The sequence below is a fragment of the Rhodococcus sp. OAS809 genome (assembly GCF_040546695.1).
GTDB classification, from domain to species: Bacteria; Actinomycetota; Actinomycetes; order Mycobacteriales; family Mycobacteriaceae; genus Rhodococcus_F; species Rhodococcus_F qingshengii.
In genome coordinates this window covers 4401944-4417886 of the sequence record NZ_JBEPOI010000002.1, presented here as the reverse complement: position 1 = coordinate 4417886, position 15943 = coordinate 4401944, and the positions used below count along the sequence as shown (strand labels likewise).

Below are 15943 nucleotides of genomic sequence, written 5' to 3'. Positions count from 1 at the left end.
TAATCATATTCGATCTCACGGATGAATTTCTTTTCGGCAAGCGAACTTACGTAATGGAGGAATAGTCGTGGCGCAGCAATACACTTTCGTTCTCGTGCATGGAGCTTGGCATACCGGGGAGCACTGGGCACCAGTGGCGAAACACCTGCTTGCAGTCGGCCATCGCGTGTACACGCCCACGGTCTCGGGGTTCGGGGTATCACAGACGAGTGTCCGACACGCGGACGGTGTCGAGTCGATCGTTCGGTACATCACAGAGCGAGACATCACGGATTTCATTCTGGTGGGACACAGCTTCGGCGGCACGATCATCTCCAAGGTCGCAGAGGTATTTCCCGACCGCATTCGACGACTTGTCTATTGGAACGCCTTTGTTCCAGCGAATGGCAACAGCATCAACGACGAGTCCCCGGCTCACTATCGAGAGATGGTGCGCGAAGGAGCGGTGGATGGAATGTTCTCCTTGCCTTGGAACGTGTGGCGAGAAGCGTTCTTGAACGACGCCGATCACGAGACAGCCATGAGCGCCTACGAGTCTCTATGTCCGACACCGGTCACTATGTTGGAAGACAAACTTGATCTCACGAAGTTCTACGAACTCGTCAACTCCGGGACGATGAGGACTTCCTACCTGAACTGCACGGAAGACACCGCAATGCCGCACGGCGAGTTCGCTTGGCATCCACGATTTTCGAGCAGACTCGGCCTGTGCAGGATCGTTCAGATGGCAGGAAGCCACGAAGCGATTTTCACTACACCAGCGACCCTCGCCGAGAAGCTGGTCGAAGCCGGGCGCGACTGACTCGTTCTGTGGGTGCCGATGTGCCGCTCCGAGACTACGGAGTGGAACCAACGCCGGCGTCCACCAATGACGCAGCGGGATCCGAAGTCTCCGTCATCAAAGCGATGCATATTTCTGTCAGTCGGTCTGCGAGGTCCGCACGGCGCCGAACGCTTCCGATACGGATAGCGTTGCCGATCAACGTCATTGCTGCACTCACGGTGAACTTCGCCTCGGTGGCATCCAAGCCGGGGCGAACTTCACTGAGCGCTCTAACCCACAGCTCCAGGTAGTCCCGCTGAGCTTGGACACATGCCTTTCGGGTGTTGTCGGGAAGCTCGGCGAGTTCCGTCGCCATCAAACCGATGAGGTGTCCGTCTTCCAGGGCAAACGCGATATGAACACCCAAGAGAATGTCGAGCGTCTGGCTCGAATCGCCTACTTGCGACAGGGCCTGCCTCACGGCAAGGTCACGTCGGTCGAAACCACGGGTGATTGCCGTGGACAGAATGTCGAGCTTTGTATCGAAATGGTTGTACACGTTCTGGCCTGTCGTCCCGCAGGCCGCGCCGATGTCCTCGTTGCTCACCGTTCGATACCCGCGTTCGTCGAACAGTTGAATCGCCGCAGTCAGTAGTTGTTCGCGTCGCGAAACGGGTATGGAGATGACCTCTGTGCGCGCAGCGGGAACGTCGGGGTCCGCAGACCCGATGGGGGACAGGGAAACACGCGCCGAAAGGTCGAACAGCAGTGCCTCCATCTGGCGGGGAGGCATCGAGATTCGGTGACTTGACGAACTGCTGAACACTGCAAGGATCGAGTACGCCAGCAGCCGACTGTCGGAGTCGGAAAGGTCAGACCTGTGCGCTTGCACCAGCTCCGAGATGCGAGAGGTACTGAACCGCAACTTCTTACGCAGCATCTCTCGTTGGTCGTCGTCCAGATACCTGGCTTCACGCTGCCACAACAGCGGCAGCCCGCGGCGCTCGACCGACGTTGCCGACAGCGTTGTCAGCAACGTGTACAGATCCGTTGCACCGCCGACAGATTCATTGAGAGACTCGATCCCGGCCAGAACCGCGTGATAGAGCAGGCTGTTCTTGTTTCGATAATGGCGATAGAGCGCGGACGTCGTGATGTCCACACGAGCGGTGACATCCGAAACAGAAATGTTGTGATACCCGTGCTCCCGGAACAGCTCGCTTGCTGCTGTCAATATCTGTTGCTTACGGTCGCGGGGTCGACGGACGGCAGTCATCGGTTCCCTTTCACGTGGCACGCCGCCATCCTATCGTCGATTCGGTCATTGCGTCAGATTCACAAAGCGAGTGTACTCGCATGAAGACGACTCATAACCAGAAAAGTCCAGTTACCTACTATTCTGCACACTCGGGAACCTCAGGTAGCTACGTTCGACTCGTAGCTTTCCAGACGATCTCCTTGTCACGCTCGGGGTTGGCGAAAATCAAGGTTCCGAACGCAAACAGGACCGCAACCAACCCGAAGGCCTGGAACGCAGTGGCATAGCCCGCAGCCGGAGTATCGGCAGCGTCGACGATCCGCCCGGTCACGTAAGGGCCGATCAAACCCCCGATTCCCATCATTGCCATGAAAACTCCGAGCGTTCCGGCTGTCTGCCGGGGCGGACATATTTCGGAGATCGTGGCGATGATCAGCGGATAGCCGGACGCGAGGAACCCGTATCCGACCGAGACGATCGCGACCGCCAGCGCGGGGGCCGACACGTAGGGCAGGAACACCATGATCATTCCGCTGACGAGCACACCCACCGAGGGAACGATTATTCGAATCAGGCGGGACGTGGCGCCGCGAGAAGTCAGACGATCTCCGGAAGAGGAGAGGATCAACATCAAGATAAGGCCCGCAATGCTGGGGAATGCGAACATCGAACCAGCCTGCAGTCGGCTGTATCCCAGGCCCACTTCGAAGTACGACGGAAGCCAGGTCAGCACAACCGCGACGATGGCGTATATCGCCATCACCAGCATTGTGCAGCTGATGAACGTCCGCGTTCGGAAGATGCGTATCCACGGCACCGCCGGCTCGTCGGTCTCGGCTGCACCGGCTCCCGCCTCTTCTCGTCGCTTTCCACTACGGATGTAGGGACCCTGCGACCACAGGGGCAGCCAGAGCACGCACCACAACACGCCGAGCACCGCCATGCAAACCACGGCCGCACGCCACCCCCACGTGACCGTCACGAAGGCAAGCGCGGGAGCCACGGCAATCTTCGCCAGCGAGGCCGACCCGGCGAGAAGCGCACCTGGAAGTCCACGCTTCGCCGGCGGATGCCAGGAGAACGCGGCGGTGTGCGTCAGGGGCCCGCTCGGCCCCTCAGCCAAACCCAACAGCATCCGACTGACCACCAGCACAGCAAAACTCGCCGTGATGACCATCGGGAGCATTGCCGCCGACCAGAGCAAGGCCAACACCGCCAGCGCCCATCTCAGTGTCGTTATTCGGGCAATCGCTCCGGAAAAGAAACCGCCGATCGTGAAGGTGAGGAAGAACAAGCTACCCACGAGACCGATCTGGGATGCTGTCAACCCCAACTCCTTGGACAACGGTTGGGCAATGATGCCCAAAACCGCTTTGTCGCCCCAGTTGATGACGGTCAGGAAGACCAGCAGCGAGGTCAAACCCCAAGCACGGCGACGTGATTCGGGCGGTGCGGGCACTGCTGTGCCCGAAGATGCTTGTTGGTGTGTTGCCACTTGACGAGGCGTTGCCTTGGGTGTGGTCCGGGGTGTTGTCACTGTCGGATCCTTCGAGGAGACGGTTTGATCAACGGGCACTGCCAACGCAGTGCAGGGGCAGACTTGTCGCTTGGTTTGGTGACACTTCGAGTTCACATCGATGTTTGGAATCGAGATCCATCACGCTCTTCTTCCGCAGAGAAGACACGTCAGTTGGCCATTCCTTGAGAGAAAACCACCGAATAGCACTGCCAGATAAGCAGAAACAGACAGTTCGACGCCCGCCTCCCTCAGGTCGAATTTTTCAGTTCAGCCATCCGTGCGCGGGCATTCTCATGCAATGCCGCTTCAGGGAATTACTTGGGATTCACTTTGAGCCATTTTCCCTACTGTGTCAAGGGTCACTTCGAACTACCGACGACACTGGTGACCTTGCCGAAAGGCCAGTTCCCTCGAAACCCAACCGCACGATGCCCCAACACGTGCGGTGACAATCGACAGCTTCCGGCACCCCAGAGTGTCCGTCACTCGCCACCTACGCCCCACCCTGCCAAGTTTGCACGCAACTGTGAACGCATTGGAATAGCGCTTGACCAGCTGTGACAGCGAAGATGCTTGACATACATACTTTTAAGGCCTAAAAGTGAATCATCAGTAATTGCGAATGAAGCTCCCGGAGCCACGACGCCTCGGGATATCGCAGCGCCGGAGCAACCACCGGCCTGGACTACCGCCAATTACGTTTCGCTACAACACTCTTCACTCGAAAGGGAACACCGTGGGAAATGGGATCGCGGGAACTGGGACCGTGGGTAACCTGGAGGGAAAGGTCGCTCTCGTATCCGGGTCGGGACGTGGGATCGGTCGAGAAATCGCACTCAAATTCGCCCGCGAGGGTGCAGCGGTGACAATCAACGACTTGGATCCCGAAGCTGCTGCACAGACCGAGCACGACATCAAGGCGGCCGGCGGGCAAGCAGTCAGCGTAGTGGGTTCAGTGTCCGAGGACGGTTTCGCGGAGCGATTCGTCAGCACTGCGGTCGAGACCTTCGGTGGTCTGGACATCATCGTCAACAACGCCGGATATACCTGGGACTCGGTGATTCAGAAGATGACCGACGAGCAGTGGGACACCATCGTGGACGTGAATCTCAAAGCGCCGTTCCGCATCCTGCGTGCGGCGCAACCTTTCATCAAAGCCAACCCGACCGAATACCACCGCAAGGTGGTGAACGTGTCGTCGGTGTCGGGGTACTACGGGAACGCCGGCCAATCCAACTACGCCGCCGCCAAAGCCGGACTGATCGGACTGACCAAGACTCTTGCCAAGGAATGGGGTCGGTACAGGGTCAACGTCAACGCAGTGGCCTTCGGACTGATCATCACGAGAATGACCGAGGTGTCCGCGGACGCGAACGCGACGTTGACGATCGACGGCCGCGAGATTCGCGTCGGCGTCAACCCTGATCGCTTGGCCGTCGCGTCGAAGATGATCCCATTTGGCCGAGGCGGCACTCCGGTGGAAGCCGCGGGGGCGGTGTACCTGCTGTGCACTCCCGAATCGGACTACATCAACAGCCAGTGCCTCGTCGTCGACGCCGGACGCGTCTGACCCAAAACACGTCATCTCACCACAAATCTTCAGGAGCGCATCATGAAACGTACCGTCTATGCCCCCGAGCACGAGGCATTCCGCGAGACCATCCGGACCTTCATCGCCAAGCAGGTGACGCCGAACTACCCGGAGTGGGAGAACGCGAATCAGGTACCGCGTGAGTTGTTCAACCAGCTTGCAGAACTCGGCGCGACGAGTTTCGACATCCCCGAGGAGTTCGGTGGCGCCGGGCCCACCAGCTTCAAATTCCAAGCTGTCATCCAAGAGGAAACAGCTCGTGCAGCAGTAAGTTTCGGACACTACGGAGTGAGCATCGGCATCGTGCTGCCGTACCTGCTGCGCCTTGCCGACGACGAGCAGAAGCAGCGGTGGCTTCCAGGCGTGGCGAGCGGCGAGACCATGCTCTGCATCGCCATGACCGAGCCGGGAACCGGATCGGATCTGGCAGGCATCAAGACCACGGCGCGCCTGTCCGAAGACGGCACCCACTACATCCTCAACGGTGCCAAGACCTTCATCACCGGTGCCCGCAACTCGGAACTCTGCGTCGTAGCCGCTCGAACCTCCGCGCCGTCCGAGGAGGACCGACGCTTCGGACTCAGCCTCCTGGTAGTTCCCACCGACAGTGTCGGCTTCAATTTCGGACGCAAGCTCGACAAGATCGGTATGAAGTCTTCCGACACCAACGAACTCTCGTTCACCGATGTTCGAGTTCCGGTCGAGAATCTCCTCGGCGAGCAGGACAAGGGCTTCTCCTACCTCGGCCAAAACCTCCCCCGCGAACGACTTTCCATCGGTGTCGGCCAGACCGCATGTGCGGCTGCGGCGATCGAGTTCGCGTCGGAGTACGTCCGCCAGCGTCAAGTCTTCGGTAAACCTGTTGCATCCTTCCAGAACACCAAGTTCGTTCTTGCCGAATGTGCTACCGAAGTCGCTGCCGCGCAGGCACTGGCGGACAAGGGACTCGATCTCGACGACTCCGGAGAACTCACCGCCGCCGATGCTGCACGCATCAAGCTGTTCTGCACCGAGATGGCAGGCCGCGTGATCGACAAGTGCCTACAACTGCACGGCGGCTACGGGTACATCCTCGAATATCCGATCGCTCGCCTGTACGCCGACACGAGAGTCTCGCGCATTTACGGCGGTACCAGCGAAGTCATGAAGACCATCATCGCCAAGGACATCGGTCTCTGATCTCCAACCGACTCGGACACAGGAGCTTTCATGCGTGATGCAGTCATTGTCGATGCGGTACGGACACCGATCGGCAAACGTGGTGGCGGGTTGTCCACCACGCATGCAGTCAATCTGTCAGCGCACGTTCTGCGCGCGCTGGCAGAGCGAACCGGGCTGGACCCCGCAATCGTCGACGACGTGATCTGGGGTTGCGTCGGAACCCTCGGCATGCAGGCCGGCTGTATCGCCCGGTCGGCAGTACTCGGTGCAGGATGGCCCGAACATGTCCCTGGCGTGACAGTCGACCGTCAATGCGGCTCTTCGCAGCAGGCCGTACACCAGGCGGCAGCGGGCGTGATCTCGGGCCAGTACGACGTCGCAGTCGCGGGCGGAGTCGAGATGATGAGCGTCATCCCGCTCGGCGCGGCTGCGCGTGCCGGCGACTACGGGCCGATGCACGGTCCACTAGTGCTGGGGCGCTACGACATCGAGCGATTCAACCAAGGACTCGGCGCTCAGATGATCGCCGACGAGTACGGAATCAGTCGCGCCGACATGGATCGACACGGCCTCGACTCGCATGCCCGAGCTGCTGCCGCTGTCGACGCCGGCCGTTTCGCCGGCCAGATCGCTCCGGTCACGGTCATCGACGCCGAAGGCGCCACCCGGATCATCGAGACGGACGAAGGTATCCGTCGCGGCGGGACCATGGAACGCCTCGCCGAGCTGCCGGCAGCGTTCGAGGGAACCGAGATCACGGCGGGAAACGCTTCCCAGGTTTCCGACGGGTCCGCCGCGCTCCTCGTGACGACCAGTGACGTTGCGCGTGAACACGGTTGGACACCGATCGCCCGCATTCACACTGCGGTCGTGACCGGTACCGATCCGGTGAGCATCCTCAAGGGACCGATCCCGGCAACGGCGTTGGCGCTGAAGAAGTCCGGGTTGACGCTCTCCGACATCGGCACGTTCGAGATCAACGAAGCATTCGCCGCCGTGTCGCTGGCCTGGTTGCGCGAGACCGGAGCCGACTATTCGCTGATGAACCCCAACGGCGGCGCCATGGCCATCGGGCATCCCGTGGGAGGCTCCGGCGCGCGGTTGATGACCACGATGGTGCACCACATGCGTGACGAGGGAATCCGTTACGGCTTGCAGTCGATGTGTGAGGGCGGCGGCATGGCCAACGCCACCATCCTCGAGTTGCTCTGAATGCGCCTCACACACAACGAATCAACCACCAATCCACGAAGACCAGTAATCACAAGGGAGCACCGATGAGTCGCAAAGTACTAGTCGCCGGGGTCGGAATGATCCCGTTCACGAAGCCAGGGCGCAGCGAGCACTACTACGAGATGGGCGCGAAGGCCATTGTCAACGCACTCGCGGACGCCGGAATCGGATTCGACAAGATCGGGCAGGCCTACGCCGGCTACGTGTACGGGGATTCGACGAGTGGCCAACGCGCCATCTACGGCGCGGGTATGACCGGAATTCCGGTTGTCAACGTCAACAACAACTGCGCGAGTGGCTCGTCCGCGCTGTGGTTGGCCAGACAAGCCGTCGAGTCGGGCGTCGTCGAATGCGCACTCGCCGTTGGCTTCGAGCAGATGCAGCCTGGCGCTTTGGTCAACCACTGGGGAGACCGCCCGGCTCCGATGGAGCGACACGCGGAAGTCCTCGACCGCACCTACGGCATCGACCCCGCCAACCCGTCCATGGCGATGCAGTACTTCGGTGCCGCTGCGCAGGAGTACTCCAAGCGGTACGGGGTCTCGCCGGATCTGTTCGCGAAGATCTCGGTCAAATCCCGCAAGCACGCTGCCAACAACCCGTACGCGGTTTTCCGTGAGCCGGTCACTGAGCAGGAAGTGCTCGAATCAAAGGCACTGTACGGCGGGCTGACTCGTTTGCAGGCCTGCCCGCCCACCTGCGGAGCCGGCGCCGCCATCGTATGCAGCGAAGATTTCGCGCGTGCCCACGGCCTCACACCGGGCGTGGCGATCGCAGCTCAAGAGTTGGTCACCGACTTCCCCAGCGTCTTCACCGACGACGACGTCTTCAAAGTGGTCGGTGCGGACATCACTCGAGTTGCTTCGCAACGGATTTACGAAAAGGCCGGAGTGGATCCACGCGACATCCAGGTCGTGGAATTGCACGACTGCTTCTCGGTCAACGAGGTGCTCTCCTACGAGGCCCTCGGATTGGTCGACGAAGGGTGCTCCGAGAAGTTCATCCTCGACGGCGACAACACCTACGGCGGCCGGATTGTAGTGAACCCCAGCGGTGGTCTGCTGTCCAAGGGGCATCCGCTCGGCGCCACCGGCTTGGCGCAGTGTGCGGAACTGGTGTGGCAGTTGCGCGGCACCGCCGACGCACGACAGGTCGACGGAGCAAAGCTTGCACTGCAGCACAATCTCGGTCTCGGCGGCGCCGGCGTCATCACGCTCTACGAAAAGGTTGCTTAGCAACCACTTCCGCCAACACGTCAACACCGCCGCGCCGTAGCTCGGCGCGAAGAACGAAAGGAAACATCATGGGACAACTCGACGGACGCGTTGCCATCGTCACCGGGGCCGGCGCAGGCCTCGGTCGCGAACACGCATTACTCATGGCAGCCGAAGGCGCCAGCATCGTGGTCAACGACCTGCGCGGAGCACAGCAGGTGGCAGACGAAATCGTCGCTGCCGGCGGCTCGGCCATCGCGGTAGAGGGCTCGATCGCGGAAATGGCCGTCGGTGAGAAGCTAACCGACGCAGCAGTATCCACCTTCGGAAACTTGCACTCGGTGGTCAACAACGCCGGTATCATCCGCGACGCGATGCTGTGGAACATGACCGAGGAAGAGTTCGACTCGGTCATCGCTGTACACCTCAAGGGAACCTTCTCTGCTACCCGCGCCGCCGTGAGATATTGGCGCGACCAGTCGAAGGCAGGCGTGCAGGAGACACGCAACCTGGTCAACACCAGTTCCGGATCCGGACTGCACGGCAACTTCGGGCAGTGGAATTACTCCGCCGCCAAGGCCGGTCTGGCCATCCAGGCAGTCAACGCCGCTCGCGAATTCGAGCGATTCGGCGTCAAGGCCAATGCCATCGCTCCCGTGGCGCGCACCGAACCTGTCAAAGCCACGCCCGGCATCAAGGATTTGGTCGGTGAGCCCGTCGACGAGTCAGTCTTCGATCGCTACAACCCCGCCAACTGCTCGTCACTCGTGGCCTACCTGTCGAGCGCCGAGTGCGCGTTCAACGGACAGGTTTTTGCCGTCTACGGCGGCTACGTGGGTCTCTACGGCGGCTACTCGATCGCCGACGAAATTCGTGAGGACCGGCAGCTCGACATCGGAGAACTGACAAAGCTTCTCGGCGACGACGCCTTCCTCAAGTCGGTCGAGACCCGGCGAGCCGGCATCCCGAAGATCGAAGGAGAAACCAAGTGAGTTACACGTTTCCGCTCGACTACAGCAAGGTCCAGGAATTCGTCCGGGCCGTGAAGGCAAACCCAGAACAGCATGCCGGCGAGGATGCGGTGATCCCGCCGACCATGCTCACCAGCGGCCGAATGATCTGGGAGCCCGCAGACCAATCCGGTTTCGCCAAGCTCGGATTCGACCGTCGTCGCATCCTCCACGGTGAGGAGGAGTACATCTTCCACGGCCCACTTCCACGTGCCGGCCAGAAGCTGACCGCCGAGACAACTGTCGGTGACCGCTTCGAAAAGCCCGGAAAGCGCGGTGGTGTGATGACCTTCGCGAAGATGATCACCGAGTTCCGTGACGAGTCCGGAGAACTGATCGCGACGCAGAACAGCACGATCATCGAGACCGCCACAACGGGCGGCAAGGAGGAGGGGAAATGACGACCACGACCGAAACCGTCGTAGCCGGACAACAGGCCGAGAGCAAGACCTTCCCTCCACTGACTCGCACCGACTTCGTCAAGTATCAGGGTGCCTCGGGTGATTTCCATCCGTTGCACCACGACGACACGTTCGCCCGTGAGACCGGCTTCCCGTCCGTGTTCTCCGTCGGCATGCTTCAGGCAGGCATGCTGGCCAGCTACGTCACCGACTGGCTGGGTGTCGAGAACCTGCGTCGGTTCAAGATTCGATTCGCCGACAAGGTCTGGCCCGGTGACGAACTCACCTGCTCTGCTGTCGTCGTCGACACCTACGAGGCCGAGGACGGTCGACGTGCTCGTGTCGAACTTGTCTGCGCTCGTCAGAACGGCGTCAAGGCCCTCGTCGGAGACGCGGAATTCCTGATCGATTAACTCGAGGTCGGGGTGTCGATTCGTCGGCATCTCGACTATCCGCCGTCAGCACCACCCGACTCGAGGAGCACGCCAGCCCATGCATCTGACCCACCTTCTGCACAGGGCGGTTCAACAACAGCCGCACCGACCCTTGACCGTCTGCGAGCATCGCGAGCGCAACGCCCCACAGATCGCGAAGCGAGTCGCCAGACTCGCCGGAGCCCTGCGAGAGCGTGGCGTGGGTCCGGGCGACCGGGTCAGCATCCTGGCGTTCAACTCCGACCGTTACTTCGAGTCGTTGATGGCGACGTGGTGGATCGGCGCTGTCGTCAATCTCGTAAACCGTCACGGTTCCGTCCGTGAAGTCACCGACGCGGTCACCGGAGTCGGCAGCGCTTTTGTACTCGTCGACGAGGAATGCCGGCTACTGGTGACCGGACTCGACGCCACTGTCACGCTCGTCTACATGGGCGACGAGCCGGCTCCCGCCGGAATGGCTGGTTTCGAAGACCTGATCGTCGAAGGCCCCGAGGTCGAGGACGTGCGTGCCGGCGGCGACACCTTGGCCGCGCTGATCTACACCGGCGGAACCACCGGCACTCCCAAAGCCGTCATGCACTCTCATCGCAGTCTCTCCACCGCCCTGCTCGGCGGTACCGGCTTTGCCCGGTCCTGCGAGATCGGTGGCATAACTCTGGTGATGGCTCCTCTGTTCCACATTGCCGCATTGCTCGGCATGATGGCCCAGACCGTGGTCGGCGGCACAGTCGTGTTCGCCAACCGCTTCGACGCCGGCGACGTGCTCGGCCTGATCGCGGGCCGTCGGGTCACCACGATGACCGCGATCCCGAGCATGTTGCAGATGCTCTACAACCATCCGGCCTTTTCGGACACGGACGTCACCAGCGTCAAATCGATTGTGTACGGAGCCGCCCCGATGCCCGCGGCCATCCTGGAACGCGCGATGTCGCGCTTCCCCAACGCGAACTTCGTCCAGGGGTACGGCATGACGGAGACCGCGGTCATCGTCTCCCTGCTCGGATCGGATCACCGGGCCGGTGGTCCTCGCCTGCGCTCGGCGGGCCGTGCAAGCCTGCACGCCGAAATCATCATCGCCGACCGGGAAGGCAACGAGGTGCCACGGGGCACTGTCGGAGAGATCGTCACCCGCGGCGAGCACATCATGCTCGGATACTGGAATCGTCCGGAGGAGACCGCCGAAGCGCTACGCGGGGGCTGGCTGCACACCGGAGACCTCGCGTACATGGACGACGAGGGCTACATCTTCATCGTCGATCGCGCCAAGGACATGATCATCACCGGCGGCGAGAACGTCTATTCGGCCGAGGTGGAGGACGCCGTCGCCAACCACCCCGCTGTGTTGCGCTGCGCCGTCATCGGCCTGCCCGACGCTCAGTGGGGCGAGCGCGTGCATGCAGTGGTGGTCCTCAACCCACAACTGCATGCCACCGCCGAAGAAATTCGCGAGCACGTCAAAACCCAAATCGCAGGGTACAAAGCACCGCGCACGGTTGCCTTCGTCGAAGCACTGACGACCACGGCCACCGGTAAGACCGACAAACGTTCACTGCGCAGCCTCTACACCTAGCCAACCCCGCGTCGTCCGCGGAACAAGGAGACTTCCCATGAAGCGCACAATCTTCGACGATCAGCACGATGCCTTTCGCGAGGTGTTCCGGGGTTTTCTACACAGGGAGGTCGTCCCTGAGTTCGCGAAGTGGGAGGAACAGGGTTACGCGCCACGCGAGTTCTACCGCAAGCTCGGAGAATTGGGAGTCATGGGCTTCGACATCCCGGAGGAATACGGCGGCGCGGGGGCGACGAGCTACCGCTATCTGATGATCATCGGAGAGGAAGCCGCGCTGGCCGGTGTCTCATTGGGTAACTACCACGCGAGCGCCGGAATCGTTCTGCCCTACTTGCTCACTCTCGCAAACGAGGATCAGAAGAAGCGCTGGCTGCCCGCCTGTGCGAGTGGGCAGGCCGTGCTTGCCGTGGCGATGACCGAGCCGGGGACGGGTTCGGATCTGGCCGCCATTCGCACCACCGCGAAGCTCTCCGACGACGGAGAAAGCTACATCCTCAACGGCGCAAAGACCTTTATCACCAACGCCTCTCAGGCGACACACATGGTCGTGGTCGCCCGTACCGGCGACCCAGGTGAGAATCGCAGAGGCGGGCTCTCGCTGTTTGTCGTCGACACCGAATCCACCGGCTTCGAAGTTGGTCGCCGATTGGACAAGATCGGTTTGAAATTCAGCGATACCTGCGAGGTCTCGTTCACCAACGTCCGGGTACCGGTCACCGATGTACTCGGCGAGGAAGGAGCGGCCTTCAGCTACCTCGGACAGAACCTGCCCCGCGAACGCCTCGCCATGGCGGCCGGAGGGTGCGCCACCGCAGCCGCTGCCATCGCCCACGCGGTTTCCTACACCAGCGACCGACGAGTCTTCGGAAAACCGGTCGCAGACTTCCAGAACACCAAATTCGTTCTTGCCGAATGCGCTACGGATCTCGCCGCAGGTCAGACAATGGTCGATCACGCCGTCGCACTCGAAGACGCCGGCGAATTGAGTGCCGTCGACGCTGCGATCTGCAAGCTCTTCTGTACCGAGATGGCAGGCCGCGTGATCGACAAGTGTCTACAACTGCACGGCGGCTACGGGTACATCCTCGAATACCCGATCGCACGGTTGTACGCGGACACGAGGGTGCCGCGAATCTACGGCGGCACCAGCGAAGTCATGAAAACGATCATCGCGAAATCCCTGAGCCGATAGGAGCCCCGATGGACGAACTGTTGCAGCTCACTCACGCAGGCACTGCATACGGCGGGGCACCCGAATTTCGCGGAACCTGCTGTGCCGGTGGCCCAGATCGCGCCTACGGCGGCCATGTCGTCGCGCAGGCCCTGCTCGCTGCGCACCGCACCGTCGACCCTGTACGGTACGTGAACTCGCTTCACGCGTACTTCCTGTCCATGGGTCGACCGGGCGCCGAGGTGCAGTACCGAGTGCGAATCCTCCGAGACGGTGGCACCTATGCACTACGAGAGGTGACCGCCTTCCAGGGCGGCAATGCGCTGCTCTCACTGACCGCATCCTTCAAGAAGGAGGAACTCGGACCCGATCGCCATATTGCGATGCCCCACGTTCCCACACCGGAATCAATTCCGGCAAAGAGCGAATCCGTTGATCGATTCTGGTCGGGCATCACGTCCTCGGCCATTCGCCAGGCAGTGCAGGTGCGCCCGATCAGCGGAGATTCGGCCGACGACGACGCTGCCGACCACGGCGGTGGCAGGGACCGCCGCATGTGGATTCGCATCGCAGGTGAAGTATCGAGCGATAACGGGATGCACGCCGCCGCACTTGCGTTCTGCTCGGACCTCACGCTGGCGCGAACCGCCGCCCTCGGTCATCTCGATCTGATCGGCGGTGGAAGTCCATCCCAGAAGCTCTTTCTCACTTCACTCGATCACGCCGTGTGGTTCCACCGCCCTTGCCGAACCGACGAATGGTTGCTGTTCGTTCAACGCAGCCCTACGTCGGGGGACGGACGGGGTCTGTCCAGTGGCGAATTCTGGACCCGCACCGGGGTTTTGGTTGCCACGGTCACTCAGGAAGTTCTCATTCGCGAAAAGCACGCTCCCACTTTCGACACGCGGCCGAAGCTCGCCGCGACCATGCAGGCAGGTTAACTACGTCAGGAGTAGATGTGCACGGAATGCCCTTCATGCCAGTATCTCTCGAGTATCCCGACGTTGCGTTCGACGCTGTTCTCGCCGGTTCGGCACGCGCCTACGGAGATCGTATTGCCCTACGGGACGGCGGCCAGGCTCTCACTTTCATCGAACTCCACGATCACGCGCTCCGCATAGCACAAGGACTGTCCGACAGGGGCATTCGACCTGGCGATCGTGTAGTTCTCCTGATGCCCAATTCCCTGTGGTACCCGGTCGCCTACTTCGGAATTCTGTGTGCCGGCGCCGTGGCATGCCCGGTCAACCACACTCAGCCGACGGAAACACTGCGAGAATTGTTGGTAGAGTTCTCGCCTCGTGCCGCGGTGGTTCACCCGTCCAGTGTGGCGGCATTCCGTGCGGCACAGAACTCGGGGCTCGAATTCACCGTCGTCGCTCCCCCGACCGCTGCGGCCCCGGCGAGCTGCCCGTCGCAAGACAGCGCAATCAGTGACGTCGATCTCTCTCATCTTCTCGAGTCGCCGGTCCTCACCCGAAAACTGGCGAGTTCACAAGGCGTCGCACATCTTCAGCTCACCGGTGGCACCACGGGCCGCTCGAAGGGCGTTCAGGTTCTGCACCGCAATCTGGTGGCCAGCACGATACAGACCACAGCGTGGCGTAGCTCGTCTCTTCCGGAAAGCGACGAAGACGGTGGCATTCGGATGGTTCCGGTACCCACTGCTGTACACGAGAATTCGGAGCGAATGGGCGAGGGCGTCATTGCCGTCGTCGCACCGTATTTTCACGGACTGGCTCTCGTCGGACAGTGCAATCACGTACTTGCCGGTACCACCACCCTCGTACTCGGCAGGTTCGATCCTCACGAGTACCTCGCAACCATCGAGCGCCACAAGATCGACAGACTGATCGGCGCACCGGCGTTCTACCACCTACTCCTCGAGGCCTCGACCAAATCGACTCACGATTTGAGTTCGGTGCGTTCGGTGTTCTCAGGTGCTGCACCCATCGACACGACCACGTTGCGTCGCATGGGCGAGACATTCTCGAACGCGAAGGTCATCGAGGGTTACGGACTCAGCGAGGCGACAACCATTCTCACCAATCAACTCAACAACCCAGATGCGCGATCACCGATCGGCAGCGTAGGCCTACCGATCTTCGACACGCGAATATCATTGCGAGACATGGAAACCGAAGAGGAAGTCACAGCCGGTGAAGTGGGCGAGATCTGGGCGAGTGGACCGCAAGTCACCGCCGGGTACTTCGCCGCACCCGAACTGACCGCGCTCCAATTTCGTGACGGTTGGCTCAAGACCGGCGACTTGGGCAGATTCGACAGCGATGGAAATCTGTATGTCGTCGGCAGGAGCAAAGACATGATCATCTACAAGGGGTACAACGTATATCCGGTTCAGCTCGAGGAGGTGCTGTGCTCCCACCCCGGCGTCGCGCAGAGTGCGGTGATCGGCAGGCCCAATGACGAAGTCGGGCAGATCCCGGTGGCCTTCGTCGTAAGATCGCCGGGCGCGGCCAGGGTTTCGGCATCCGAACTCGTGGAATACGTGAGTGAGAAGGTGGCTCCCTACCAGCGCATCCATGCAGTCGAGTTCATCGAGGCGCTACCTTTGACTCCAACGGGAAAGGTGCAGAAGTCGCGGCTGTAGTTCCACC

General features: G+C 61.2%; 14 protein-coding genes. 12 read left to right on the top strand and 2 right to left on the bottom strand.

Features of this window, described 5'->3' with window-relative positions; translation table 11 throughout:
• The first annotated feature begins 67 nt into the window (after positions 1-67).
• Positions 68-802, top strand: coding sequence for an alpha/beta fold hydrolase (locus ABIE52_RS23490; protein ID WP_192712700.1), 735 nt, complete (start codon positions 68-70; stop codon positions 800-802).
• Between the two features lie 34 nt (positions 803-836).
• On the opposite strand, the gene ABIE52_RS23485 is transcribed toward ABIE52_RS23490, so the two are convergent.
• Positions 837-2060 carry a TetR/AcrR family transcriptional regulator gene (locus tag ABIE52_RS23485; RefSeq protein ID WP_270008254.1) on the bottom strand — a complete coding sequence of 408 codons (1224 nt, stop codon included), beginning with the start codon at positions 2058-2060 and terminating at the stop codon, positions 837-839.
• A gap of 127 nt (positions 2061-2187) precedes the next feature.
• The gene (locus tag ABIE52_RS23480) at positions 2188-3558 is read right to left on the bottom strand and encodes an MFS transporter (RefSeq protein ID WP_003942979.1); all 1371 of its coding nucleotides are present in this window, start codon (positions 3556-3558) and stop codon (positions 2188-2190) included.
• A 748-nt stretch (positions 3559-4306) separates the two neighbouring features.
• Between ABIE52_RS23480 and ABIE52_RS23475 the strand changes: the two genes are divergently transcribed.
• From ABIE52_RS23475 to ABIE52_RS23425, 11 genes are all read left to right on the top strand, one after another.
• Positions 4307-5110 carry an SDR family NAD(P)-dependent oxidoreductase gene (locus ABIE52_RS23475; protein WP_007735643.1) on the top strand — a complete coding sequence of 268 codons (804 nt, stop codon included), beginning with the start codon at positions 4307-4309 and terminating at the stop codon, positions 5108-5110.
• Positions 5111-5152: 42 nt separating this feature from the next.
• Positions 5153-6310, top strand: coding sequence for an acyl-CoA dehydrogenase family protein (locus ABIE52_RS23470; protein WP_003943151.1), 1158 nt, complete (start codon positions 5153-5155; stop codon positions 6308-6310).
• 30 nt (positions 6311-6340) lie between these two features.
• On the top strand, positions 6341-7504 hold the full coding sequence (locus ABIE52_RS23465; RefSeq protein ID WP_192712699.1) for a thiolase family protein: 1164 nt from the start codon (positions 6341-6343) through the stop codon (positions 7502-7504).
• Between the two features lie 65 nt (positions 7505-7569).
• Positions 7570-8760 carry a lipid-transfer protein gene (locus tag ABIE52_RS23460; protein ID WP_003943007.1) on the top strand — a complete coding sequence of 397 codons (1191 nt, stop codon included), beginning with the start codon at positions 7570-7572 and terminating at the stop codon, positions 8758-8760.
• A 68-nt stretch (positions 8761-8828) separates the two neighbouring features.
• Positions 8829-9731: an SDR family NAD(P)-dependent oxidoreductase gene (locus ABIE52_RS23455; protein WP_192712698.1), complete on the top strand. Its 903-nt coding sequence runs from the start codon at positions 8829-8831 to the stop codon at positions 9729-9731.
• A complete protein-coding gene (locus ABIE52_RS23450; protein ID WP_007735631.1) occupies positions 9728-10150 on the top strand; it encodes an FAS1-like dehydratase domain-containing protein in 423 nt (140 codons plus the stop codon). The genes ABIE52_RS23455 and ABIE52_RS23450 overlap by 4 nt, the downstream gene beginning before the upstream one ends.
• On the top strand, positions 10147-10563 hold the full coding sequence (locus ABIE52_RS23445) for a MaoC/PaaZ C-terminal domain-containing protein (RefSeq protein ID WP_003943245.1): 417 nt from the start codon (positions 10147-10149) through the stop codon (positions 10561-10563). The genes ABIE52_RS23450 and ABIE52_RS23445 overlap by 4 nt, the downstream gene beginning before the upstream one ends.
• Before the next feature lie 79 nt (positions 10564-10642).
• The gene (locus ABIE52_RS23440; RefSeq protein WP_192712697.1) at positions 10643-12154 is read left to right on the top strand and encodes a long-chain-fatty-acid--CoA ligase; all 1512 of its coding nucleotides are present in this window, start codon (positions 10643-10645) and stop codon (positions 12152-12154) included.
• A 37-nt stretch (positions 12155-12191) separates the two neighbouring features.
• The gene (locus ABIE52_RS23435; protein ID WP_192712696.1) at positions 12192-13346 is read left to right on the top strand and encodes an acyl-CoA dehydrogenase family protein; all 1155 of its coding nucleotides are present in this window, start codon (positions 12192-12194) and stop codon (positions 13344-13346) included.
• An 8-nt stretch (positions 13347-13354) separates the two neighbouring features.
• Complete coding sequence (locus ABIE52_RS23430; RefSeq protein ID WP_192712695.1) at positions 13355-14266, top strand: acyl-CoA thioesterase; 912 nt, start codon at positions 13355-13357, stop codon at positions 14264-14266.
• 35 nt (positions 14267-14301) lie between these two features.
• Positions 14302-15936, top strand: coding sequence for a class I adenylate-forming enzyme family protein (locus ABIE52_RS23425; protein WP_354541544.1), 1635 nt, complete (start codon positions 14302-14304; stop codon positions 15934-15936).
• Positions 15937-15943 lie beyond the last annotated feature (7 nt).

Coding starts and splice junctions, on each gene's coding strand:
- ABIE52_RS23425 (WP_354541544.1), top strand. CDS start 14,302: ATGCCAGTATCTCTCGAGTATCCCGACGTTGCGTTCGACGCTGTTCTC.
- ABIE52_RS23435 (WP_192712696.1), top strand. CDS start 12,192: ATGAAGCGCACAATCTTCGACGATCAGCACGATGCCTTTCGCGAGGTG.
- ABIE52_RS23445 (WP_003943245.1), top strand. CDS start 10,147: ATGACGACCACGACCGAAACCGTCGTAGCCGGACAACAGGCCGAGAGC.
- ABIE52_RS23440 (WP_192712697.1), top strand. CDS start 10,643: ATGCATCTGACCCACCTTCTGCACAGGGCGGTTCAACAACAGCCGCAC.
- ABIE52_RS23460 (WP_003943007.1), top strand. CDS start 7,570: ATGAGTCGCAAAGTACTAGTCGCCGGGGTCGGAATGATCCCGTTCACG.
- ABIE52_RS23430 (WP_192712695.1), top strand. CDS start 13,355: ATGGACGAACTGTTGCAGCTCACTCACGCAGGCACTGCATACGGCGGG.
- ABIE52_RS23470 (WP_003943151.1), top strand. CDS start 5,153: ATGAAACGTACCGTCTATGCCCCCGAGCACGAGGCATTCCGCGAGACC.
- ABIE52_RS23455 (WP_192712698.1), top strand. CDS start 8,829: ATGGGACAACTCGACGGACGCGTTGCCATCGTCACCGGGGCCGGCGCA.
- ABIE52_RS23465 (WP_192712699.1), top strand. CDS start 6,341: ATGCGTGATGCAGTCATTGTCGATGCGGTACGGACACCGATCGGCAAA.